At 39.0% G+C, this 24,225-nt stretch carries 25 protein-coding genes, 2 pseudogenes and 1 riboswitch; of the genes and pseudogenes, 21 read left to right on the forward strand and 6 right to left on the reverse strand.

Annotated elements, in window-relative coordinates:
* Nucleotides 1-74 precede the first annotated feature (74 nt).
* Nucleotides 75-223, forward strand: a riboswitch (molybdenum cofactor riboswitch).
* The 4 genes from moaA to moaE all read left to right on the forward strand — a co-directional run bounded on the left by moaA (nucleotide 211) and on the right by moaE (nucleotide 2,382).
* The gene (gene moaA, locus AAFX60_005030; protein XDF78511.1) at nucleotides 211-1,200 is read left to right on the forward strand and encodes a GTP 3',8-cyclase MoaA; all 990 of its coding nucleotides are present in this window, start codon (nucleotides 211-213) and stop codon (nucleotides 1,198-1,200) included. (Overlaps the previous riboswitch by 13 nt.)
* A 12-nt stretch (nucleotides 1,201-1,212) precedes the next feature.
* A complete protein-coding gene (gene moaC, locus AAFX60_005035; GenBank protein ID XDF78512.1) occupies nucleotides 1,213-1,692 on the forward strand; it encodes a cyclic pyranopterin monophosphate synthase MoaC in 480 nt (159 codons plus the stop codon).
* The gene (gene moaD, locus AAFX60_005040) at nucleotides 1,689-1,934 is read left to right on the forward strand and encodes a molybdopterin synthase sulfur carrier subunit (GenBank protein ID XDF78513.1); all 246 of its coding nucleotides are present in this window, start codon (nucleotides 1,689-1,691) and stop codon (nucleotides 1,932-1,934) included. The genes moaC and moaD overlap by 4 nt, the downstream gene beginning before the upstream one ends.
* A gap of 1 nt (nucleotide 1,935) precedes the next feature.
* Nucleotides 1,936-2,382 carry a molybdopterin synthase catalytic subunit MoaE gene (moaE, locus tag AAFX60_005045; protein XDF78514.1) on the forward strand — a complete coding sequence of 149 codons (447 nt, stop codon included), beginning with the start codon at nucleotides 1,936-1,938 and terminating at the stop codon, nucleotides 2,380-2,382.
* Between the two features lie 105 nt (nucleotides 2,383-2,487).
* On the opposite strand, the gene AAFX60_005050 is transcribed toward moaE, so the two are convergent.
* The 5 genes and pseudogenes from AAFX60_005050 to cmoA form a co-directional block, all read right to left on the reverse strand.
* Nucleotides 2,488-3,453 (reverse strand): alpha-L-glutamate ligase-like protein, encoded by a 966-nt coding sequence (locus tag AAFX60_005050; protein ID XDF78515.1) that lies wholly within the window; start codon nucleotides 3,451-3,453, stop codon nucleotides 2,488-2,490.
* Nucleotides 3,454-3,456: 3 nt separating this feature from the next.
* Nucleotides 3,457-4,965: an inactive transglutaminase family protein gene (locus AAFX60_005055; protein XDF78516.1), complete on the reverse strand. Its 1,509-nt coding sequence runs from the start codon at nucleotides 4,963-4,965 to the stop codon at nucleotides 3,457-3,459.
* Nucleotides 4,966-5,073: 108 nt separating this feature from the next.
* A pseudogene (locus AAFX60_005060) lies at nucleotides 5,074-5,843 on the reverse strand (ATP-dependent zinc protease).
* 79 nt (nucleotides 5,844-5,922) lie between these two features.
* Nucleotides 5,923-6,897 carry a tRNA 5-methoxyuridine(34)/uridine 5-oxyacetic acid(34) synthase CmoB gene (gene cmoB / locus AAFX60_005065; protein ID XDF78517.1) on the reverse strand — a complete coding sequence of 325 codons (975 nt, stop codon included), beginning with the start codon at nucleotides 6,895-6,897 and terminating at the stop codon, nucleotides 5,923-5,925.
* Nucleotides 6,898-6,933: 36 nt separating this feature from the next.
* Nucleotides 6,934-7,662: a carboxy-S-adenosyl-L-methionine synthase CmoA gene (gene cmoA / locus AAFX60_005070; protein XDF78518.1), complete on the reverse strand. Its 729-nt coding sequence runs from the start codon at nucleotides 7,660-7,662 to the stop codon at nucleotides 6,934-6,936.
* Nucleotides 7,663-8,048: 386 nt separating this feature from the next.
* Here cmoA and aspS point away from each other — a divergent pair, with 386 nt between their 5' ends.
* From aspS to nadA, 16 genes and pseudogenes are all read left to right on the forward strand, one after another.
* Nucleotides 8,049-9,824, forward strand: a complete 1,776-nt coding sequence (aspS, locus tag AAFX60_005075) for an aspartate--tRNA ligase (protein XDF78519.1) — start codon at nucleotides 8,049-8,051, stop codon at nucleotides 9,822-9,824.
* A 151-nt stretch (nucleotides 9,825-9,975) separates the two neighbouring features.
* Nucleotides 9,976-10,496 (forward strand): annotated as a pseudogene (ruvC, locus tag AAFX60_005080) (crossover junction endodeoxyribonuclease RuvC).
* A 105-nt stretch (nucleotides 10,497-10,601) separates the two neighbouring features.
* On the forward strand, nucleotides 10,602-11,225 hold the full coding sequence (gene ruvA, locus AAFX60_005085) for a Holliday junction branch migration protein RuvA (protein ID XDF78520.1): 624 nt from the start codon (nucleotides 10,602-10,604) through the stop codon (nucleotides 11,223-11,225).
* Nucleotides 11,226-11,252: 27 nt separating this feature from the next.
* Nucleotides 11,253-12,266 (forward strand): Holliday junction branch migration DNA helicase RuvB, encoded by a 1,014-nt coding sequence (gene ruvB / locus AAFX60_005090; protein XDF78521.1) that lies wholly within the window; start codon nucleotides 11,253-11,255, stop codon nucleotides 12,264-12,266.
* 380 nt (nucleotides 12,267-12,646) lie between these two features.
* Nucleotides 12,647-14,233, forward strand: coding sequence for a cytochrome ubiquinol oxidase subunit I (gene cydA / locus AAFX60_005095; protein ID XDF78887.1), 1,587 nt, complete (start codon nucleotides 12,647-12,649; stop codon nucleotides 14,231-14,233).
* Between the two features lie 17 nt (nucleotides 14,234-14,250).
* On the forward strand, nucleotides 14,251-15,387 hold the full coding sequence (gene cydB / locus AAFX60_005100) for a cytochrome d ubiquinol oxidase subunit II (protein XDF78522.1): 1,137 nt from the start codon (nucleotides 14,251-14,253) through the stop codon (nucleotides 15,385-15,387).
* Between the two features lie 12 nt (nucleotides 15,388-15,399).
* Nucleotides 15,400-15,507: a cytochrome bd-I oxidase subunit CydX gene (gene cydX, locus AAFX60_005105; GenBank protein ID XDF78523.1), complete on the forward strand. Its 108-nt coding sequence runs from the start codon at nucleotides 15,400-15,402 to the stop codon at nucleotides 15,505-15,507.
* A complete protein-coding gene (locus AAFX60_005110; protein XDF78524.1) occupies nucleotides 15,500-15,802 on the forward strand; it encodes a cyd operon YbgE family protein in 303 nt (100 codons plus the stop codon). The genes cydX and AAFX60_005110 overlap by 8 nt, the downstream gene beginning before the upstream one ends.
* A 177-nt stretch (nucleotides 15,803-15,979) precedes the next feature.
* The gene (gene ybgC, locus AAFX60_005115; protein XDF78525.1) at nucleotides 15,980-16,390 is read left to right on the forward strand and encodes a tol-pal system-associated acyl-CoA thioesterase; all 411 of its coding nucleotides are present in this window, start codon (nucleotides 15,980-15,982) and stop codon (nucleotides 16,388-16,390) included.
* Nucleotides 16,380-17,066, forward strand: a complete 687-nt coding sequence (gene tolQ, locus AAFX60_005120) for a protein TolQ (GenBank protein XDF78526.1) — start codon at nucleotides 16,380-16,382, stop codon at nucleotides 17,064-17,066. The genes ybgC and tolQ overlap by 11 nt, the downstream gene beginning before the upstream one ends.
* Nucleotides 17,066-17,512: a protein TolR gene (gene tolR, locus AAFX60_005125; GenBank protein XDF78527.1), complete on the forward strand. Its 447-nt coding sequence runs from the start codon at nucleotides 17,066-17,068 to the stop codon at nucleotides 17,510-17,512. Before tolQ ends, tolR begins: the two co-directional genes overlap by 1 nt.
* 16 nt (nucleotides 17,513-17,528) lie before the next feature.
* Nucleotides 17,529-18,569: a cell envelope integrity protein TolA gene (gene tolA / locus AAFX60_005130; GenBank protein ID XDF78528.1), complete on the forward strand. Its 1,041-nt coding sequence runs from the start codon at nucleotides 17,529-17,531 to the stop codon at nucleotides 18,567-18,569.
* Nucleotides 18,570-18,579: 10 nt separating this feature from the next.
* Nucleotides 18,580-19,932, forward strand: a complete 1,353-nt coding sequence (gene tolB / locus AAFX60_005135) for a Tol-Pal system beta propeller repeat protein TolB (GenBank protein ID XDF78529.1) — start codon at nucleotides 18,580-18,582, stop codon at nucleotides 19,930-19,932.
* 35 nt (nucleotides 19,933-19,967) lie between these two features.
* Complete coding sequence (gene pal, locus AAFX60_005140; GenBank protein ID XDF78530.1) at nucleotides 19,968-20,534, forward strand: peptidoglycan-associated lipoprotein Pal; 567 nt, start codon at nucleotides 19,968-19,970, stop codon at nucleotides 20,532-20,534.
* A 25-nt stretch (nucleotides 20,535-20,559) separates the two neighbouring features.
* The gene (gene ybgF / locus AAFX60_005145; GenBank protein ID XDF78531.1) at nucleotides 20,560-21,333 is read left to right on the forward strand and encodes a tol-pal system protein YbgF; all 774 of its coding nucleotides are present in this window, start codon (nucleotides 20,560-20,562) and stop codon (nucleotides 21,331-21,333) included.
* Between the two features lie 131 nt (nucleotides 21,334-21,464).
* Nucleotides 21,465-22,514 carry a quinolinate synthase NadA gene (gene nadA / locus AAFX60_005150; protein ID XDF78532.1) on the forward strand — a complete coding sequence of 350 codons (1,050 nt, stop codon included), beginning with the start codon at nucleotides 21,465-21,467 and terminating at the stop codon, nucleotides 22,512-22,514.
* Between the two features lie 51 nt (nucleotides 22,515-22,565).
* Here nadA and AAFX60_005155 read toward each other — a convergent pair whose 3' ends face one another.
* Nucleotides 22,566-23,018 (reverse strand): hypothetical protein, encoded by a 453-nt coding sequence (locus AAFX60_005155; protein ID XDF78533.1) that lies wholly within the window; start codon nucleotides 23,016-23,018, stop codon nucleotides 22,566-22,568.
* Nucleotides 23,019-23,234: 216 nt separating this feature from the next.
* On the opposite strand from AAFX60_005155, the gene AAFX60_005160 reads away from it, so the two are divergent.
* A complete protein-coding gene (locus AAFX60_005160) occupies nucleotides 23,235-24,014 on the forward strand; it encodes a hypothetical protein (GenBank protein ID XDF78534.1) in 780 nt (259 codons plus the stop codon).
* Nucleotides 24,015-24,225 lie beyond the last annotated feature (211 nt).

A 24,225-nucleotide genomic window follows, 5' to 3' on the forward strand; every position in this document is an offset into this window, starting at 1 on the left:
TGTAATAGCAAAAAAATTGGAAAAACAGATGAATATTGAGTATTTTAATAAGAGCACCAAACTGAAAATCAGTATGGCTGCCATAACTCCGAGCTCAAGCTACTAAGTTGTTTTTAAGAAGCACTCAATATGTAGCGTGAGCCAGTGACAATTCGGTCACAAGGGTTTGTTTGGAAATGAACAAGCCTCCCGTGTTTGGAAAGGTGTTCCGTGGCGCAACAATTCGCAGATAATTTTGATCGTAAGTTCTATTATTTACGATTATCAGTTACAGACGTCTGTAACTTTAAATGTACTTATTGCTTACCTGATGGTTATAAACCAGAAAATGGAAAGCGTGAGTCCTTCCTTGAACTTGATGAAATCGAACGTACTGTCAGTGCGTTTGCTCGTTGTGGTACGTCTAAAGTACGTATTACAGGGGGAGAACCAAGTCTTCGCAAAGATTTCACTGATATTATTCGTACTGTCGCCTCTCAGCCTGGTATTACTAAGGTTGCAACTACTACCAACGGTTATCGTATGGAAAAGCACGTTGCAGAATGGAGAGAAGCAGGATTAACCGATATTAATGTGAGTGTTGATAGTTTAAATCCACATATGTTTTACCAGATCACCGGCGAAAATAAATTTGCTGAAGTGATGGCTGGTATTGATAAAGCGCTTGAAGTTGGGTTTAAGCAAGTCAAAGTAAATACCGTATTATTAAAAGATCTCAATAGCACCGAACTTCCTTTATTTTTAAAGTGGATTCAAACTCGCCCGATTCAATTGCGTTTTATTGAATTAATGCAAACGGGTGAAATGAATGACCTATTTAAAAATCACCATCAATCTGGTGTGTCTATTCGAAATCATCTTATTGCTAATGGTTGGTTATTAAAAGCTCGTGGCGAAAGTGATGGTCCTGCGCAGGTATTTATTCATCCTGATTACGTGGGTGAAATTGGACTTATCATGCCATATGAAAAAGATTTTTGTCAGAGCTGTAACCGACTTCGTGTGTCGGCAAAAGGCAAGTTGCATATGTGCTTATTTGGTGATTATGGTGTAGATCTTCGTGATTTATTACAGCAAGACTCTCAACAAGATGAATTAATCCAACGAATTCAAACTCAGCTAGATAATAAAGCTGAAGGCCATTTTTTACATGATGGTCACGCAGGAATGACCCCTCATTTAGCCTCAATTGGCGGATAATAAAGAAGAATTATGTCAAATTTTACTCATATTAATGCCTCTGGTGAGGCAAACATGGTTGATGTTTCTGCGAAACAAGAAACCGTTCGTGAAGCTCGTGCTGAAGCTTTTGTTCATATGGCTCCAGAAACGTTAGAGCTTATCGTTTCAGGCTCTCATCATAAAGGTGATGTTTTTGCTACAGCACGTATCGCTGGTATTCAAGCGGCCAAAAAAACATGGGATTTAATCCCACTTTGTCATCCTTTATTACTTTCTAAAGTTGAAGTTCAACTTGAAGCGATTGAGGCTGAAAACATGGTTCGAATCGAGTCAGTATGCAAGCTAGCAGGTAAAACAGGTGTTGAAATGGAAGCATTAACAGCGGCATCCGTTGCGGCATTAACCATTTATGACATGTGTAAAGCGGTCCAAAAAGATATGGTTATTGGTCAAGTTCGTTTATTAGAAAAAACGGGCGGTAAATCTGGACACTTTAAGGCAGACGCATGATTACAGTATTATTTTTCGCACAAACAAAAGAGTTAGTTGGCACTGATAAACTGGAACTATCTGGTGAATACGCAACGGCGGAAGCCATTCGTCAGGAATTAAGCCATAAGGGCGATAAGTGGGATTTAGCGTTAGAAAAAGGCAAGCTGCTTGTTGCTATTAATCAAACGATTTCAAGCTTAGATTCTACTGTTTCTGATGGCGATGAAGTTGCTTTTTTCCCACCAGTAACAGGTGGTTAATATGATTTCTGTTCAAGAACATGATTTTAATGTTGGTGATGAATATCAATTACTAGCAGAAGGTACAGCTGCGGGCGCTGTGGTTACTTTCATTGGTAAAGTTCGTGATATGAACCTAGGTGATGATGTTACAGGTCTATCCTTAGAACATTACCCTGGAATGACTGAGAAGTCTCTTAACGATATCGTGGCACAAGCTAAAGAGCGCTGGCCTCTACTTAAGGTGAAGGTAATTCATAGAGTTGGTGACTTAGAACTTGGCGATCAAATTGTATTTGTAGGTGTATCAAGTGCTCACCGTGGTGCTGCGTTTGATTCTTGTGAATTCATTATGGATTACTTGAAAACCAATGCTCCGTTCTGGAAAAAAGAACGAACAACAAAAGAAGTACGTTGGGTTGAATCTCGTGATACGGATAAAACAGCGGCAGAGCGTTGGGAAAAATAAACGTATAAGAACTGAATTATATCGGTATAAAGAAAAAGGGAAGATAGCATAAGCTCTCTTCCCTTTTTTAATGTTATAGACCCTACAAACAAGTAGGGCTATATATTATTTGTTATAAATACCAAACTGCTCCATAGCGTAGGCTACACGAGCTTCAGGAGTAGGGTAAGGAACGGTTTCTTCTAAGCTTTCAATATGCTTAAGTCTAGGTAATAAACCTGTACCATTTGCAATTTGAATCGCAAGGCCTGGGCGAGCATTCAGCTCTAGAACCATAGGACCATATTCCTTATCAAGAACCATATCTGTTCCCATATAGCCTAAGCCCGTCATTTCCCAAGCACTTGATGCCAGAGTTAATAACTTTTCCCAATGAGGTACTTCAAGTGTGCTTAGTAGCTTACCTGTGTCAGGGTGGGTTTCTACTGGTAAATCAAACTGTACGGCACGTACTGCTCTACCTGTACCAATATCTATACCAACACCCACAGCCCCTTGGTGTAGGTTCGCTTTACCATCTGAGTCTGATGTTGATAAACGCATCATAGCCATAACAGGGTAGCCTTTAAATACGATAATTCGTACATCAGGTACACCTTCATAACTGAATCCATCAAAAACATCATCAAATTGGATTAAGTTCTCGATAACCGCAACGTCATTCTTACCACCCAATGAGAAAAGACCTGCAAGGGTATTGGTAATATGGCGTTCAACATCTTGCTTTGATGCTTCAGCACCAGATGGCTTAGTATAAACGCCATCTTTGTGTGATGTTACAACAAGTATACCTTTACCACCGCTACCTTGAGCAGGCTTAATAACAAAGCCTGGCCAGTCTTTAACGATGTTGTGAATATTTTTTACTTCAGCTTGGCTATCGATCACACCAATTAGCTTTGGAACTGTTGCTCCTGCTTTTTCGGCAATGATCTTGGTTTTCAATTTGTCATCAACCAATGGGTATTTGCTTCTGTCGTTGTAACGGCCAATATAGCTGCCGTTACGTTGGTTCATACCCATGATGCCTTTTGCTTTTAGTTTTGACGGAGAAGTAAATCTACTAAACATAGGTTAGTCCTCCGCTAGTGGCTTAAAGCGACGAAGCTCACTTAGTCGGTAACCTGTGTAGTTACCTAGCATTAGAATAAGTGCTAAGACAATTAGCTGTATACCAATGAAGTTAAATGTAAGGTGCTGTACAAATGGGTTTGTCATTGCGATATAAATAATTACCGCTGTTAGTAATGAACCGCCACCTTGTGTAGCAACTTCTTTCCAACCTTCTTCTTCCCAAAGGATAGACATACGTTCAACCGTCCAAGATAGAATGATCATTGGGAAGAACGTGATACTCAGACCTGCTGTTAATCCAATCTTGAATGCAACGATAGTAAACAGAGAAATGATCATAATAACCGTGATGATAACGGCTGAGATCCTGGCAACTAAGAGTAAGTTAAGTTTTGATAAGTAACTTCGGATAATCAAGCCAGTACCAACAATTAACAAGAAGCCTACAATACCTGTTACTAATTGTGTTTGTACAAATGCAACCGCAATTAGAACGGGCATGAAAGTACCAGATGTTTTTAAGCCGATAATGATTCTTAAGAAAACAACAATCAAGGCTCCAATTGGAATCAACATGATGGTTTTAAACATCGATTGTTCTTCCAGAGGTAGACTGTGAATCGAGAAGTTTAATAGGTTATCTGCTTCTACTTTTTTATCCGTAGCTGCGGCAGGAGAAATTTCCTGTGCAATCATAGAGAAGTGAATTTGACTGTTTTTACCACCAACAACATCTAGTAATGAAACGTTAGTCTCATCCCAAAGAAGTAGATTTGACGGTTGGCCTTGTTCGCCTGTTTCTGGATTAAACAGTATCCAATGTTCACCGCTCCACACTTCAATCATGTGCTGAACTGATTGGCGACGGCGACCATCTTCTAACCAAAGAGTACCAACTACTTTATTGTGGATATTCTCAAAGCTCAGTAATTTAGAGATAGCTTGAACTTTAGTCAGGTCATTAAGAAGTAATGATGCATTTTGGTTATCATTATCATTAAACTGCTTAATAAGCTCACGAGTCAGTGTAATGTCATTAGAAGAACGTTGGCGCGCTTGTTCTAGTAATGAAATTGCTGCTGCTTCATGTGGTCCTTCAAATGTTACAGCTTCTGGCTTCTCTGTTTTAGGTGGCTCAATCGTTGCACTAGCTTGAGGGTCAACTAAAATTTGAGTTTTGTAGTACAGAGTTTGAGGGCCATCAGCTTGACGAATTGTCCATTCAGCTCGACGTCCATGCTCTGTTGTTAGATAAGCAATACCATAGCCTGGAGACGAAGCACTTTCATCGACAATAGTAAAACCGGTTTGAGTTTGTGGAGCAGCCATAGAAACCTTAACAGGTTTATTTATAGCATCAAATTGAATACGGGCTTCAACATCCCATACTTGGCTTCTTTCTCCTGGAGTCCAAGGCACACCATATGAGTCATGGCGAAGCCAGCTCAATGTAAGTCCTGCAACAATTAATAGCGAGATAAGAAAATAAAAAGGCACTCTTGATGGCATAACGTCCTCATTGTAATGGCATAAGTGGAAGATAATTATAATTGTAATTCATGCGGTAATTTATGCTACTAAGATATTGAATAAATTACCGCTTATTTGAGGTAGGAGCTATTTTTTGCTTTGAACGAATTCTTTGCTGACATCAACAACAGCGATATCTTGAATAAACTCACGACCTAATAAAACAGAATGGGTCATGTGAGATCGATCTGCAAGAGTAAATTGAACTTTTTCATGAATTGCACCAAGTTTGATCCATAATTCAACTACTGGACGGCGTTCTGCATCATCAGCTGTTGCTTGACGAATTTTTACGTTACGAATAACAGGTGCTGTAATCCACTCCAATTTGCCATCGTCAGCTTTTACGTCTTGGTTTACTAAATGGAATCGAACCCATTGGCTACCATTACGTTCAAATTCTTGTAAATCAACTGCATTTAAAGAAGAGGTTGTTGCACCTGTATCAATACGAGCGGTAAATGCTTGTTTGATATCAGCGATTTCAACGTTTTCAATTGCGCCAAGCACAATGGTGTCTTTTAGAGCTTGAGATTGCATAGAAACAGGAAGCGGGGCAAGACGTTTTTTCTTAGATGTCGCGACTCTAATGCTGTTTTGAATTTTTGTTTGTTCTGAACGAACAATAGATAATTCTTCAGAAACGTTAGATAACTCTTTTTCTAATGTAGAAATATAGTCATTTTGAGTCTCAATTTTTGTTTCCATATTATCCAAACGGTGTTTAGATTGGTTTCCATTGATTTAATTGCAGCGACGGTTTCTGAATTGTCTGAAGCTAAAGGTTGAGTCTGTTGTGTAAGAGCACAGCCAGAAAGGCTTAAAACTGCAACCAGTGGTAGAATTCGTTGGATCATTTTATGTTCCGTTGAGTTAAATTAACGAGTGCATGATAACGATAATCAATGGGAGCGAATAGCCCCCAAATGTTAAAGTTTAGTCAGGTTTCTTTGCTATTAAAATCGCACGTTTTGGTGCCGGGTGACCTTCAATGGTTTTTGTTGAATCATTTGGGTCTAAGTATTCAGGCAGAGAGTTGTGTTTCATCCATTCAGTAGAGCGTTGCTCGCCTGTTGTTGTCACACATTCATCTACTATTTTTACATCGACAAATCCCACGCTCTCTAACCATACTTTTAGTGCTCGAGCTGATGGGAAGAAGTATACATTGCGCATTTGAGCGTAGCGATCAACTGGCATTAATACTGCGTTTTCGTCGCCATCAATAACTAATGTTTCTAGCACCAACTCTCCACCTGCAACTAATTGATTTTTTAGTTGAATTAGATGATCTAGAGGAGAACGACGGTGATACAACACACCCATGCTAAATACGGTGTCAAACGCATTCAATTCAGGAAGCTGCTCAATTCCTAATGGCAATAAGTGAGCACGTTGGTCATTCCCCATTAGTTTACGAATTGCTTCAAACTGGATTAAAAACAAATGTGAAGGGTCAATACCCACACACAAACGTGCATCTTCACCAAGCATGCGCCACATATGATATCCGTTACCGCAGCCAACATCTAAAACTGAACGATTTTTTAGTGGTGTAATGTGAGGTAACAAACGATCCCACTTCCAATCTGATCGCCATTCAGTATCAATATGAATGTCATGAACCGTAAATGGGCCTTTGCGCCACGGATGGAACGTTTGTAATAAGTTTTCTAATTTTTTGCGTTCGCCATCAATTAATGGTGTGTTATTTGATAGCGTTACTGATGATTTTAAGTCGATATTATCAGCGCATCCCTCTGGGATTTTTTTCAACGCTTTTATCCAACGCTCAATATCACCATGTTCTGCATTCTGCCAATCTGTTAGTTGTTGAGGCAATGTATTTAACCAAGGTTGAAGAACGGTATCTTGGGCAATTAGTTGATAAAAATTAGCAAAATTAAACATAAATATCTTTATATAGTTGGTGATAACAAAACAGGGTTATTTGATAGCAAACATTGAGCCAAAGTTAAAACATTGGAACCATACTTCAGAGCTTTTAAAGCCAATCTCATTAAAGCGCTTTTTGTGCACATCAATTGTGTCAGGTAGCATCACGTTTTCAATAGCACTGCGTTTTTGACTTATTTCTAGTTCGCTGTAACCATTTGCACGTTTAAAGTCATGATGTAGGTCAATCAGTAATTCGTTAGCATTTTCATCTTCAAAAATGTATTTCTCAGATAAAATTAAAATGCCGCCAGGACGCAAGCCTGCATAAATTTTTTCAAGTAATGCGTGACGGTCAGCAGGCGCTAAAAATTGCAATGTGAAGTTCAAAACAACAACAGAAGCATCTTGAATATCAACATCACGTATATCTGCTTCTAGAATCGTTACTGGTGTATCTGAGCGGTAAGCATTAATAAGTAAGCGACAACGCTCGACCATAGCGGATGAATTATCCACTCCAATAATTTGGCAACCTTCTTGATCGATACTTCGGCGCATTGAAAGCGTTGCCGCTCCAAGTGAACAACCTAAATCATAAACATTTGAATGTGGCTTAGCATAGCGCTCGGCCAGCATACCAATAGCTGAAATAATATTGCTGTAGCCTGGAATTGATCGTTGGATCATGTCAGGAAAAACTTCAGCAACGCGTTCATCAAATGTGAAATCACCAATTTTATCGATTGGTGTTGAAAAAATAGTATCAGGGTTAGCCATGGGATTCTCACTAAGGCTTGGTTATGACATCCATACGAAACTCATACAACTCTAGGTAAATATTGAACTCTACTTACCTAGAACGGCATGATTCATAGCACTCCAGCTTATGATGGCGCTATTGTAGTGAATTCTTTAGTTAATGTCTTTAGGGCAATGAAAATTGAAAGCGAACTTTTTCAGAGACCTAACAGACTGGAAGTTACTTGGGTATACGTTATTTTTCCTTTATAATATCGGCATATTTTTGCGTTTTGTATATTAATTCAGCAGATTGGCTGGTAAATACGTCATTTAAGCAAGCGTGAATAGAATTATGAAAAATGCAGCACTCCTTTTTTGCTGCATTTACTATTGAACATGTATATTAGATTGGGAAAATCATCATGCGCACCCATTACTGTGGTAACCTGAACAAGTCCCTTGCAGGGCAAACTGTAGAACTTTGCGGCTGGGTAAACCGTCGCCGTGATTTAGGCGGTCTTATCTTTATTGATATGCGAGATCGTGAAGGTATCGTTCAGGTAGTTGTTGACCCAGATATGAAAGACGTATTTGAGGTTGCAAGTCAACTGCGTAATGAATTCTGTATCAAATTTACTGGTGAAGTTCGTGTTCGTCCTGATAGCCAAGTAAACAAAGATATGGCTACTGGTGAAGTTGAACTTCTAGCGACAGGCCTTGAGATCATCAACCGTTCTGCGGCGCTTCCATTAGACTTCAACCAAACTAACTCAGAAGAGCAACGTCTGAAGTATCGTTACATTGATTTACGTCGTCCAGAAATGAGTGACCGTATCAAGTTACGTGCTCGTGCATCAAGCTTCGTTCGTCGTTTCTTAGATGAAAACTTATTCCTAGATATCGAAACGCCAGTATTAACGAAAGCAACACCAGAAGGTGCTCGTGACTACTTAGTACCAAGCCGTGTTCATAAAGGTAGCTTCTACGCTCTACCACAATCACCACAGCTATTTAAACAATTGCTAATGATGTCTGGTTTTGATCGTTACTACCAAATCGTAAAATGTTTCCGTGATGAAGATTTACGTGCTGACCGTCAACCTGAATTTACTCAAATCGATATCGAAACCTCATTCATGACTTCTCAAGAAGTTCGTAATGTGACTGAGCGTCTTGTTCACGATATGTGGAAAGAGCTTCTAGATGTTGAACTTGGTCAATTCCCTGTAATGCCATTCTCTGAAGCGATGCGTCGTTTTGGTTCTGATAAACCAGATCTACGTAACCCGCTTGAACTTGTTGACGTTGCTGACCTTGTTAAAGATGTAGACTTCAAAGTGTTCTCAGGTCCTGCAAATGATGAAAAAGGTCGTGTAGCAGTTATCCGTGTACCAGGTGGTGCTTCATTATCTCGTAAGCAAATCGATGAGTATGGTAACTTCGTAGGTATCTACGGTGCGAAAGGTCTAGCTTGGATGAAAGTGAACGATCGTGCTGCAGGTTTTGAAGGTGTTCAATCTCCAGTTGCTAAGTTCTTAAATGAAGAAGTAGTAAACGCAATTCTTGAGCGTACTCAAGCTGAAACAGGCGACATCATCCTATTTGGTGCCGATAAAGCGGGTATCGTATCGGAAGCTATGGGTGCACTACGTCTTAAGTTAGGTACTGACCTTGAGCTAACAGATACATCTGCATGGGCTCCATTATGGGTTGTTGATTTCCCAATGTTTGAAGAAGACGGTGAAGGTAACTTGCATGCGATGCACCACCCATTCACATCTCCTTTAGGTGTTTCTGCTGAAGAGCTACAAGCTAACCCAGCAGCAGCTAACTCTGATGCATACGATATGGTAATTAACGGCTACGAAGTTGGTGGTGGTTCTGTACGTATCCATAATGCAGAAATGCAAACAGCGGTATTTGGTATCCTAGGTATCGAAGCTAAAGAACAACAAGAGAAATTTGGTTTCTTACTTGAAGCTCTAAAATACGGCACGCCGCCACACGCAGGTCTTGCTTTTGGTCTTGACCGTCTAGCAATGCTACTTTGTGGTACAGAAAACATCCGTGATGTTATCGCGTTCCCTAAAACAACGGCTGCAGCATGTCTACTTACAGACGCTCCAAGCCTAGCAAACCCTGCTTCTTTAGAAGAATTGGCGATTGCAGTTAAACTTGCAGAGAAAAAAGACGCATAATTAGCGTTTAACTCTTTGTAAAAATGCCCGTATTTATGCGGGCATTTTTGTATCTATACTATGTAAAGTGAGACAGCTCTTTATTACTAATACCTTGAGTTTATAGTGGTATCTAGCTAATATACATGTATAAATAATCAGTGGTTTTTATATGTCTATCATTTTAGGGATTGATCCCGGCTCACGTATTACTGGATATGGTGTTATTCGCCAGAATGGCCGTCATCTGCAATATCTTGGCAGCGGTTGTATTCGTATGTCTGAAAAAGAACTACCTGGTCGATTAAAGCAAATTTATGCGGGGTTTCTGAAATCATCACGCAATTCCAACCTGATGTGTTTGCGATTGAACAAGTATTTATGTCAAAAAATGCTGACTCAGCATTAAAGCTTGGTCAAGCAAGAGGCAGTGCAATTGTCGCCGCGGTGAATGCAGACTTACCCGTTTACGAATATGCAGCTCGTTTAATTAAGCAAGCAGTAACAGGGACGGGGGCTGCTGATAAATCTCAAGTTCAACATATGGTCATGAGTATGCTGAAATTACCGGCTAAACCACAAGCCGATGCCGCTGATGCATTAGGCGCAGCTATTTGTCATGCAAATACCAATAAAACATTAATTGCGCTAGCCGGAAAAGCAACGGGTGCACGTCGTGGGCGTTATAGATAAAGAACACCAGTGTCGCTTGTTATAAATTCTCATTTCTTTTACTGGATATCTATCCAGTTCTTTATTACTATCTTAACTTATTATTTATTTTAAAGAGTATCTATTGTGATTGGACGTCTTCGCGGAAATTTATTAGAAAAACAACCACCAGAATTATTAATTGAAGTGAGTGGTATTGGCTATGAAGTACAGATGCCAATGAGCTGTTTTTATGAATTACCAGAAGTGGGTTCGGAAGCCATTATTTATACTCATTATGTTGTACGTGAAGATGCACAGCTACTATATGGTTTTAATACTAAAAATGAACGAGCGTTGTTTCGTGAAGTAATTAAAGCAAATGGTGTTGGTCCTAAACTGGGCTTAGCTATTCTATCAGGAATGACGGCAGCGCAATTTGTGCAAAGTGTTGAACGTGAAGATATCTCAACTTTAGTTAAGTTACCGGGTGTTGGTAAAAAGACAGCGGAAAGACTTGTTGTTGAAATGAAAGATAGATTAAAAGGATGGGGAGCGGGTGATCTGTTTACGCCAGCTACCGATGCAGCGCCAATGGATGATGGTTCAGAGTTCATTACTTCTCCACAAAGTGCTGTGGATGAAGCCGTCAGTGCATTAATTGCATTAGGTTATAAACCTCAGCAAGCATCCAAAACTGTTTCTCAAATTGCTAAGCCGGACATGACCAGCGAAGTATTGATCCGTGAATCATTAAAGTCGATGATTTAATCATCTTCTAATTGTTGAGTACTTATTATGATTGAAGCTGATCGTTTAATTGCAGCAGATAACCCAACTTTTCGTGAAGAGGATGTGATTGATAGAGCCATCCGTCCTAAAAAGCTAGATGATTACCAAGGCCAAGACCATGTTCGTAGCCAAATGGAGATTTTCATTAAAGCTGCACAAATGCGTGAAGAAGCACTGGATCACTTACTCATTTTTGGCCCTCCAGGTTTAGGTAAGACAACATTAGCCAATATTGTAGCTAATGAGATGGGCGTGAATATAAGAACGACATCAGGACCTGTTCTTGAAAAAGCAGGGGACTTAGCTGCATTACTGACTAATTTAGAAGAAAACGACATTTTATTTATTGATGAAATTCATCGTTTAAGTCCTATGGTTGAAGAAGTGCTTTATCCTGCGATGGAAGACTATCAACTTGATATCATGATAGGTGAAGGCCCAGCAGCACGTTCAATAAAGATAGATTTACCTCCGTTTACTTTAATTGGTGCAACGACAAGGGCTGGATCATTAACATCTCCGCTTCGTGATCGTTTTGGTATTGTCCAACGTTTAGAATATTACAAGGTAGAAGATCTTCAACATATTGTTCAACGCAGTGCAGATTGTTTGAATTTATCCATGGAATCTGAAGGTGCATTAGAAGTGGCTCGTCGTGCACGCGGTACTCCACGTATTGCCAACCGTTTATTACGTCGTGTTCGTGACTATGCTGAAGTCATGAGTGACGGGAACATTTCATCTGAGATTGCTGATAAAGCGCTTAATATGCTCGATGTGGACGTTCGTGGTTTTGATTACATGGACAGAAAGTTATTGTTAGCTATTATGGAAAAGTTTGATGGTGGGCCTGTTGGTTTAGATAATATTGCAGCAGCCATTGGTGAAGAGCGTGATACCATTGAAGATGTTATTGAACCTTATCTCATTCAGCAAGGTTATCTGCAAAGAACGCCTAGAGGACGAATTGTATCCGATAGAGCGTATCTACATTTTGGAATTGATAAGCCTGATAAATAGATTTCGTTACAGTATTAATATATTTACACAGTCTATTAATATTTCAAGCTGAGTTAATTGAAAGCGAGTGATCAAAATCACTCGTTTTTTCGTATATGGATTATTGAAAGTGTGAAAAATGAACACTTACTAAAAATAAATGTAATTAACTTACAATTTTGAGACAAACCTTTTGAAAGAAATCTTGTTTCCTATTAATATTAGCGGGTTCTATATTAGAGTTAACTTAACATTAAATTAACCTGATTTACACATTTATGTAACACTTTGTGGTTATTAATACGCTAATGAATATTAAGACTACATAAATAAGGTGTTTACGCTCACTTAAAAGTATGGAAGTACTGTGTCATTCAGCCTGACACAAAGGAGTTCTCATGATCACTGATGTAGTGGAGTTATCGCGTCTGCAATTTGCAATGACAGCGATGTATCACTTCCTATTCGTTCCTCTGACTCTAGGTATGGCCTTTTTATTGGCTATTATGGAGTCTTTATATGTAATGACCGACAAACAAATCTACAAGGACATGACAAAGTTCTGGGGTAAATTGTTCGGTATTAACTTTGCACTAGGTGTAGCAACTGGTTTAACAATGGAATTCCAGTTTGGTACTAACTGGTCTTACTATTCACACTACGTTGGTGATATTTTCGGGGCTCCTCTTGCCATCGAAGCACTAATGGCTTTCTTCTTAGAATCTACTTTTGTTGGTTTATTCTTCTTTGGTTGGGATCGTTTATCTAAACGTCAACACCTTGCAGTAACTTGGTTAGTTGCTTTAGGTTCAAACTTCTCAGCTCTTTGGATTCTAGTAGCTAACGGCTGGATGCAAAACCCAGTAGGTGCAGAATTTAACTTTGAAACAATGCGTATGGAAATGGTGAGCTTCGCTGAAGTTGTACTAAACCCAGTAGCACAAGTTAAATTTGTTCACACTGTAGCATCAGGTTACACATGTGGCGCAATGTTCGTACTAGGTATCAGTTCTTACTACCTACTAAAAGGCCGTGATATTGCATTTGCACGTCGTTCATTCGCAATCGCAGCTTCTTTTGGTATGGCATCAATCCTATCTGTAATGGTTCTTGGTGATGAGTCTGGCTATGAGCTAGGTGAAGTACAACAAGTTAAACTTGCTGCTATCGAAGCTGAATGGCATACAGAAGAAGCGCCTGCTGCGTTTACTGTGATTGGTTTACCAAATCAAGAATCTATGGAAACAGATTACGCAATTAAGATCCCATATGTAATGGGTATTATTGCGACTCGTTCTTTAGATAAGCAAGTGACTGGTTTACGTGATCTTAAAGACCAACATGAACTTCGCATCCGAAACGGTATGGTTGCGTACGGTCTACTTGAGAAATTACGTAATGGTGAGAAAACACCTGAAAACATTGCTGCATTTGATGATGTAAAACATGACTTAGGTTATGGCTTACTTCTTAAGCGTTATACAGATAACGTAGTTGATGCAACAGAAGACCAAATCAAAGCGGCTGCGGATGATTCTATTCCAACTGTATGGCCATTGTTCTTCTCATTCCGAATCATGGTTGCGTGTGGCGTATTAATGCTTGGTATCTTTGCTTTTGCATTCATTCAAACATGTCGTCAAAAAATCGAAGCGAAGCCTTGGTTACTTAAAGCTGCACTATTTGGTATGCCATTACCATGGATTGCGATTGAAGCAGGTTGGTTCGTAGCAGAATATGGTCGTCAACCATGGGCTGTTGGTGAGATCTTACCTGTAAACGTAGCGGCATCAGCACTAACTGCAACTGAAATTCTAATTTCAATGGCTGCAATTATTGGCTTGTACACGATTTTCTTGATTGCTGAAGTTTACCTAATGGTTAAATTTGCTCGTAAAGGCCCAAGTAGCTTGAAAACAGGCCGCTACCACTTTGAGCAAAATGGTCAAGATTCAGAAGCGAAATTAACTCGCCAAGTAGAAGCATAAAAACGGAGATTTGAGCAATGTTTGATTACGAAGTATTGCGATTTGTTTGGTGGGCATTAATCGGTGTATTGCTGATTGGCTTCGCTGTAACAGATGGATTCGATATGGGTGTTGGTGCACTAGTACCTGTTATCGGTAAAACAGATTCAGAACGTCGAGTTATGATTAACTCAATTGCCCCTCACTGGGATGGTAACCAAGTATGGTTAATCACAGCAGGTGGTGCATTATTCGCAGCATGGCCATTAGTATACGCAACATCATTCTCAGGTTTTTACCTAGCAATGATCGTAACGTTAGCAGCACTATGGTTCCGTCCTGTTGGATTTGATTACCGTTCTAAAATTGAAGATAAGCGCTGGCGTTCAGCGTGGGATGCAGCGATCTTTATTGGTAGCTTCGTTCCACCAGTTATCTTTGGTGTTGCGTTTGGTAACCTTTTACAAGGCGTACCATTCCAACTAGATAACCTAATGATGCCAACATACCATGGTTCATTCTTTGGTCTGTTAAACCCATTTGCACTAGTGTGTGGCCTAGTAAGTTCATTTATGTTCATTACTCAAGGCGCTACATGGCTACAAATGAAAACAACGGGTGAGTTGCACACTCGCGCACGAAATATGGCGATGATCTTTAGCGCTCTTGTGGTTGTTTTGTTTGTAATTGCTGGTATCTGGGCTCAAAGCATTGAAGGTTATGTGATTGTAGGTAGCTTAGATCACTTTGCTCCGTCAAACCCATTAAATAAAGAAGTCGCTCGTGAAGTAGGTGCTTTGTTCCATAACTTCAACGAATACCCATTACTATGGATTGCTCCAGCATTAGCTGTGATCATGCCTATCGTTACAATTATTGCATCTCGTGCAAATATTGGTGGTCTTGCGTTCTTAAGCTCAAGCTTAACTAACGCTGGTGTTATCTTAACTTCTGGTTTTGCGTTATTCCCATTCGTAATGCCATCGAGCTTGAACCCTAACCATAGCTTAACTATGTGGGATTCAACTTCAAGTGAGTTAACACTTACGCTAATGACATACGTTGCTATCGTAATGGTACCAATTATTCTTGCTTACACTATCTGGACGTACATTAAAATGTTTGGTCGTCTTGATAATAAATTCATTGAAGAGAACAAAACGTCTCTATACTAAGGAGTATTTACTATGTGGTATTTCGCATGGATTCTAGGTGTTCTACTTGCTTGTGCATTTGGTATCATCAATGCTCTTTGGTTAGAGCACTCAGAAATGATGGATAAAGACAGTGAGTAATCTCGCTGACAAAATCGATAGCGTACAATCTCCAATCAACAATATCGTCATTCGTTTATTGTTGGTTGGTGTTGCAGTGTTCCATATGGCAATGCTTATGTGGGAACCGACAATATACGCTGAACGAATTGGTGGGTTTAGTGGGTTATTGGCTCCAGCTCTAATTTATTCAGTGTGTACCGCTTTCATTTTTGTTGTTGGATTCATTCCTCAAAAATGGGGATGGAAACTTCTGTTTAGCCCATATTTTTCAATGTTGATTTTGATATATTTCAGTTACTTATACTTTATGTAGTTTGCTTGCATTAAAGTCATCAGTTGAAACATAATATTGAGTGGTTTGTTACTTATTTAAGTGACAAACCATTTTTTTTTACGATTTAACCTCAAAATGTAAATATCATATAGTTACCTAGGGTTAAGATCAGTTATAGTTAGCAATTGATTTTTCAATAATAATGAGAAAGGTGAGATGAATACGAATCCATTTAAATGGCCTATAACCATTTATTATGAAGATACCGATGCTGGTGGCGTTGTATATCATTCAAACTACCTTAAGTTCTTTGAGCGTGCACGAACTGAACTATTACGAGATAAAGGGGTCTCCCAACAAGTAATGTTGAATGAATCTATAGGCTTTGTTGTAAAGAGTTTACAGATTGATTTCATTTCAGCTGCTCGTTTAGATGAACAACTTATTGTTGAAACATTAATAACAGAAATTAAAAAAGTATCGCTAACCTTTTGTCAAATATTGGTTAATTCTGACGGTAAAGTATTGTGCAAAGCTACGGTTAAGGTAGCCTGTGTCGATAATTCAGTTATGAAACCAACGGCGATCCCATCGTTTATTTTATCGGAGATATCTTGTGACAGGTGAACTATCAATTCTCGATCTATTTTTACAAGCTAGTTTATTAGTTAAGATCGTGATGCTTATTCTATTAAGCTTGTCTGTAATTTCATGGGCGATGATCTTTAAACGCTCAAAAGTATTATCTGTAGCTCGTAGCGATGCGGAACGTTTTGAAGATAAATTTTGGTCTGGTATGGATCTATCTCAACTGTTCAATGAAGTGAAAGTTCGTAAAGATCGAATTAGCGGAACAGAGAAAATCTTTTATTCAGGTTTTAACGAATTTGCTCGTTTATCTCGAGTAAACTCTTCTTCATCAGAAGCGGTAATGGACGGAACGGCTCGTGCTATGCGTGTGACGGTTTCTCGTGAAGTAGATAACTTAGAGACGAATCTACCTTTCCTAGCAACAGTTGGCTCTATTACACCTTATATCGGCCTGTTTGGTACGGTATGGGGTATTATGCACGCATTCATTGCTTTGGGTGCAGTAAAACAAGCAACACTTGCTATGGTGGCACCGGGTATCGCAGAAGCACTTGTAGCGACAGCTATGGGTTTATTTGCTGCTATCCCAGCAGTTATCGCTTATAACCGTTTAAGTGTTAAAGTAGGCAAGTTAGAACACAACTATGCTGCATTTATGGATGAGTTCTCAAGTATTCTTCACCGTCAAGCTATGGCGAGTCAGGAGAAGTAATGTCTGGTTATCAACCTAAAAAACGTAAGTTAACTGCTGAAATCAATGTAGTTCCATACATTGATGTAATGTTAGTACTATTAATTATTTTCATGGTAACCGCTCCTTTTGTGACTCAAGGTGTTGATGTTGATTTACCTGAAATGACCAATACGAAATCAGCACAAGCAATGGCAGGAGAAGATCCTAATGCGACATTTATTATCGTTGAAGTAGATAAAGACGGTAATTTAGGTTTAAGTGTTGATAACCAAGAAGTGCGCCGACCTATGTCGATGCAAGAAATGATCACTAATGTAAAAGCTGAATTAAGTATTAAACCAAACTCTCCAGTAGCGGTGGGTGGGGATGCTAGTACACCTTATGCTGAAATTGTTTTGGTTTTGGATGAATTGAGTCGAGCGGGTGTTAGTAAAGTAGGCTTGCTCACTGATCTCAAGGAATAGAAGTGAATAACCATTGATGAAAGCGGATAATAATTACACATTTGCCATTGGTGTTTCTGTAGTGCTTCACTTACTGTTAGTGATAGCACTGATATTTGGTAGCGATTTTTCTTTAGATGACAAAGCTAAGCCAAATACGATTCAAGCGGTTGTGATTGATCCTGGCACGATAGCTAAGCAAGCAAATCAAATTCGACAAGAACGAGAAAGAGCTGAGCGAGCTGAGCAAGAACGTTTGAAGAAATTAAAACAGCAAGCGGCACAGTTAGAAAAGAATCGTAAGGCAGAAGAAGAACGTATTCGTCGATTAAAAGAAAAGCAAGTTCAAGAGAAAAAAGCCGCTCGTCAGGCGGAAGAAGAACGCAAAAAAGCAGTAGCTGAAGCGAAAAAAGAGAAAGAACGTGCAGTAGCTGCAGAGGCTGAGCGTAAACGAAAAGCAGACGCAGCAGCTAAAGCAGAAGCGGCAAAACAGGCTAAAATTAAAGCGGATAAAGAAAAAGCAGCGAAAGAGGCTGCTAAGAAAGCGCAATTAGAAAAAGAGAGAGCAGCTAAAGCTGAAGCAGATCGTAAGGCAAAAGAAAAAGCGGCCAAAGCAGAAGCTGAAAGAAAAGCGAAAGCAGAGGCTGAGCGAGTAGCTAAAGCCAAAGCAGCAGAAAAAGCTCGTAAAGAAAAAGCAGCGAGAGCAGAAGCTGAGCGTAAACAGAAAGAAGCAGCATTAAATGATATCTTTGCAGGTTTAGAAGATGAGACGGTTCAGAACTCATCAGCTAAACAACAGCATATTGATAATGAAGTTAATCGCCATGCGGCAATTTATACTCAAATGATTCAGCAAAACTTGCTGGTTGATGAGACATATGTAGGTAAAAGCTGTCGAGTGAAAATTAAGTTGGCCTCTTCCGGATTACTTTTATCTGTGACCACTTTAGGTGGTGATGCTCAAGTTTGTCGAGCTGCAAAAACAGCAGTAACAAAAGTGAATGTGTTTCCTATGCCAAAGGATGCAGATGTTGTTGCTAAGTTAACGAATATAAACCTTACCGTTCAACCAGAATAAGGAAGAGCAAGTGCTTAAACGATGGATATTAACCCTATTTGTGGTTTGTTTAGGTTTTAGTCAGGTTGCAAGAGCCGAGCTAGAACTGGTTATTACAGAAGGTATTGATTCAGCAAGACCAATTGGTATTGTGCCTTTTAAATGGCATGGAGAGGGCAAGTTACCGCAAGATATATCTGCGATTATTTCGTCTGATTTACAGCGTAGTGGTAAGTTTAGTCCTATTGCAACCAATAAAATGCCACAAACACCTTATAAAGATTCGGATATTAATTACGAAGCTTGGACAAAAATGGGTGTGGATGCCATTGTTACTGGCGAGGTTAAATTAAACGCACAAGGTAAGTATGAAGTTACATACAAACTTATCGATGTTGTTCGTGGTCAGTTAACTAAAGGTCAATCTAAGGCATTAGATGAATCAGGTAAGTTAGTACTTACTCGAGATCATATTTTAGTTAATAAAGTGGCGTCATTATCGACAAAGCAATTGCGTAAATATGCACACCGTATTTCTGATGTGGTGTATGAAAAATTGACAGGTGAAAGAGGTGCGTTTTTAACTCGTATCGCTTATGTGGTTGTAAATGACAAAGCACAATACCCATACCAGTTAAGAATTGCTGACTATGATGGTTATAATGAACGCTTAGTTCTGAAATCGAAACAACCTATCATGTCACCAGCATGGTCACCTGATGGTAAAAAGCTTGCATATGTAAGTTTTGAAAATAGAAAGTCACAAATTTTCATTATGAATATTTATACGGGTAAGAGAGAGTTAATTGCTTCTTATCCGCGTCATAATGGAGCACCGCGCTTCTCACATGATGGTGATAAGTTAGCGATAGTATTATCAAAATCTGGAAGTCTACAAATTTATGTTGTGGATTTGAAGACCAAAAAAATGAGTCAAATTACTCGCGGTAGAGCGAATAATACCGAACCTTTTTGGGCTCCAGATAACAAGTCACTTATATTTACATCAGATCGGGGTGGTAAACCTCAGATATATAGAGTAAATTTAGGGGATGGTTCGACTAAACGTTTAACCTGGCAAGGCAGTCAGAATCTTGGTGGGCAGATTACTCCAGACGGTAAATACATCGTTATGGTAAATCGCTCAGAGACTGGATTTAATCTAGCGAAACAAGATTTAGAAACCGGTGCTGTCCAGGTCTTAACAAAGACACTACTGGATGAGTCACCAAGTATTGCGCCAAATGGTGGCATGGTGATTTACAGTTCAATCTATAGAAAACAAAATGTTCTTTCTATGGTTTCTATAGATGGCCGTTTTAAAGCTCGCTTACCAGCGACTAACGGTCGTGTAAGGGCACCAGCGTGGTCGCCATTTTTATAGCTACTAAAAATATTTAGGAAAATAAGGAAAATACAATGCAACTAAATAAACTTCTTAAGAGCCTTTTAATCGCGTTGCCTGTGGTTGCTCTTTCAGCTTGTAGTTCTAGCGACAGCGCAACTGACAGTACTGCTGGCCAAGAATCAACTAATGCTGCAGAGACTCAAACAACTAACGGTGCAGAAGGTCAAACAGATACAGCTGTTCTATCTTCTATCGAAGCTGATGAAGCAATGAACGAAGCTGAAGTACGTGCTCAAGCTGAGCAAGAACTTCGTAAAGTTCAAACTGTTTACTTCGCATTTGATAACTCAACAATCTCTTCAGAATACGAAGATATGCTTGCAGCTCACGCAGCTTTCCTAAGTGCTGATCCTTCAATCAAAGTAACTGTTGAAGGTCACGCTGATGAGCGCGGTACTCCTGAATACAACATCGCTCTAGGCGAGCGTCGTGCTAAAGCAGTATCTAAGTACCTACAAGCTCTAGGTGTTTCTGCAGACCAAATCTCTATCGTAAGCTACGGTGAAGAGAAGCCACTAGTTCTTGGCCAAACAGCTGAAGACTACGCTAAAAACCGTCGTGCAGTATTAGTATACTAATCGATAGTTTATAAGGCTGACTTATATGAAATACAGTAACCTTAAGCGAATCATTCCGCTTACGTTGCTGGCTAGTGCGGCGACCCTTGTGGTCGCCGCACCTGCTCCAGTCACAGATTTAAATGCCAGTTCCAATTCTCCCTCTTCTGCTCCTGCATCATCGGCAAGTATTGAACGCCTAGAACGTTTAATTAAAAGTCGTAATCAAATTCAGCTTCAATTACAACAGCAGTTGGATGGTTTATCTCAAGAACTTTCAGAGATGCGAGGCACGGTAGAGCGCAATAGCTATGAACTTGATCAGATGCTTGAGCGTCAACGTCAGCTGTATATTGAAATAGACAACATAAGAACAGCTAAACCAACTGTAGAAGCGAAGCCTGAAGCAACAGAAGGTGGATCAACAGAAGGTGCTTATGCTGCTGATACTAATGAAAATGCGGCTTATCAAAATGCAGTGGATTTGATCTTAAAAGAGAAAAACTACGCAGGGGCAACAAAAGCATTTCAAGAATTTGTAACGGCATACCCTGATTCAGTATATAGCTCGAATGCACATTACTGGTTAGGACAGTTGTACTTTGCTCAAAAAAATGATGTAGAAGCAGCCAAGAGTTTTGCTAAAGTCGTTAGTTATGAAGACTCAAATAAACGAGCTGATGCTCTACTGAAGTTAGGCGAAGTAGCTAAACGCAATAATAATAATGCGGCAGCAAAAAAATATTATCAAAAAGTAGTTAATGAATACCCAGATAGTACGACTGCAAAAACTGCAGCATCTAAACTGGAATCACTGTAACTTTGCTGAATTTTTAGTATTTTTAAAACATAAAGGAGCCTAAGGCTCCTTTTTTATTTCCCCTAACTTGCTGACTAAATCATTAGGGGTATAATGCTCAAACTATTTGAAAAAAGTTACTGAGCTGAGCAATGGGCCATATTCTAGATCACATCGATACCGTTTATCCTTTCCCTCCAAAGCCAATCGCATTAAGTGCGGAAGAGAAAGTAGAATACATTTCTAAAATCAAACAATTACTTAAAGATAAAAATGCGGTATTAATTGCCCATTATTATACTGATCCTGAAATTCAAGCATTAGCTGAAGAGACTGGTGGTTTTGTTGGTGATTCACTTGAAATGGCTAAATTTGGTAATCGTCATGAAGCAAAAACATTAGTGATTGCTGGTGTTCGTTTCATGGGAGAATCTGCAAAAATTCTAACGCCTGAAAAAACCATTTTGATGCCGACATTAGAGGCAGAGTGCTCACTAGATTTAGGCTGTCCAGCAGACAAGTTTACTGAGTTTTGTGACGCGCACCCTGATCATACGGTTGTGGTTTATGCTAATACTTCTGCAGCAGTAAAAGCTCGAGCTGATTGGGTGGTAACATCAAGCATTGCTTTAGAAATCGTAGAGCACCTAGATGATGAAGATAAAAAAATCATTTGGGGACCAGATCGTCATTTAGGCTCATATATTGCGAATAAAACTGGCGCAGATATGCTTCTATGGCAAGGTGAGTGTATTGTTCATGATGAATTCTCAGCAAAAGCTTTAAAAGATGCTAAAGCACTGCACCCTGATGCTGCTGTGTTAGTTCACCCTGAATCACCAGCAAGTGTTGTTGAGTTAGCGGACGCTGTTGGTTCTACAAGTCAATTAATCAAAGCAGCTAAAGAGCTACCACAACAAAAAATGATTGTTGCAACAGATAAAGGTATTTTCTTTAAAATGCAGCAAATGGTGCCAGAGAAAGAATTACTTGAAGCACCAACTGCAGGTGCTGGCGCAACATGTCGTAGTTGTGCTCACTGTCCTTGGATGGCGATGAATGGCTTAGTTGCTATTGAGAAGTCACTTCGAGAAGGTGGGTCTGAGCATGAGATTTTTGTAGATGAAGAAACACGCTTAAAATCTCTTATTCCATTAAATCGTATGTTAGATTTTGCTGAGCAATTAAACGCAAATAGATAATGCGATAAATGTTTTATATAAAAATGGCGACCATATTGGTCGCCATTTTTTTTATTCTTTATCGCTAAGTGCGAAGTAAATTTTTGATACGATAATTTCTGCTATAAGAATCGTAAATACCACAGCGAAGAAGGCTACGACACCATTTAGAGGGCCTTCAAATGATACTTTATCTCCAAACAGAATATTTATTGCCTCAAGCATAATGAATTTACTACCAACTAAAATCACATAGCTACTTAAACCACGGTATATTTTCGGTGCTGTGCCTGGTTTCGATTTAAAGTAATCTGCAATTCTGTGTTCTGCATTAATTGAAAGTTTCAGTAATAATTGCAATAAAATAGCGGCCGCAAAAGAAACAGTAAATGATTCTATATTTACAAAGTCCCAGTATTCATCAAAAAAGTTTAAAACAGTTAAATCTACAAGTACAGCCAATGTATAGCCGACAAATAAACGTTGTGGAGTATTAAAACCATATTCTTTAGTTGCTGAGCTCATAATGTATTCCTAATTATTTATTAATGTCGTTTTCATTTTCTGTTTATTATATTGCCTAATAATTTACTGTATTAAAAGGCTATCAGAAATGGTTGGCGCTAAATGGTAAATTTATATATTGAATTGCTGACCTAAGTCGTAACTTAATGATTATCCTTCCATCAAATAAAATAAATGTTCTATATTAATAATGTATTTGTTTTTATGGAATTATGTATGAAATATGGATTGTTTCTTTTAGTGTTTTTGAGTGCTTCTGTTTTTGCCAACGAAGAGGAAGAATGGGATTTCTTGCTTGTTTTTCCTATGGTGTGGGCTCCTAGTATTGAAGGAAGTGTATCTTCGGGCCAAGATGTGGTTCGTGTCGATGTCCCATTTGAGAACATATGGGATGGGTTAGCGTTTGGTTTAATGGGGGACTTTTACGCTACAAAAGGAAAATGGTTAGTTGGTGCACGAGCAAATTATCTCTATATGAAAGATTCGACGCAAACTAAAGGCCTTAATGGGCCGATTACGGGTTCTGTTATTTCCCCTGGCCACGATATCACAACAAGAATGCACCTTTCTGTAAATGATTTATTTTTTGGTTATGAAGTCTTCCCTAATCTTGAACTACTAACGGGGGTTCGCCATACATACAGCCAAGTTGAATTGGACATTAATGCATTATCAAATGGTGGTTTGATTAATGTAAATGGATCGGCTTTATTAGCGAAAGAACATTTATTTGATTGGCTTGTTGGGATTAAATATAACAAATATTTTGATGATCGTTGGGGGATATCAGTAAGCGCAGATTTCAATGTTGTTGGTGATAATGATGTTAATCATGGTTTTAATATTATGGGGATTTACCGATTTACAGAAGCACATAATTTATGGTTTGGATACCGCTATTTGAATATTGCAAACGAAATGAAGCAAGATGGTATGAATTTAGAAATTGATCTAGTTGAAAAAGGACCACAGCTAGGATACGCGTATCGATTTTAAACTCAGAGCTGAATACTCATCGTAGTAAATAACTGAGTATCCTCGTAGATTACAAGGCTTGAGAGCTCTTATCTATTGCCATAGGTATAATTTATTTTTCTCATGACTGTTAAATTAACCTTTGGCGTGAAATGGTAAGTAATTTTGTTATGTTTTATTAGAGTAATTAATTTTTGATAAGAAGGTTATTATGATTATTTTCTCTAAAATA

The sequence above is a fragment of the Aliivibrio fischeri genome, from assembly GCA_038993745.2.
Lineage (GTDB): Bacteria > Pseudomonadota > Gammaproteobacteria > Enterobacterales > Vibrionaceae > Aliivibrio > Aliivibrio fischeri_B.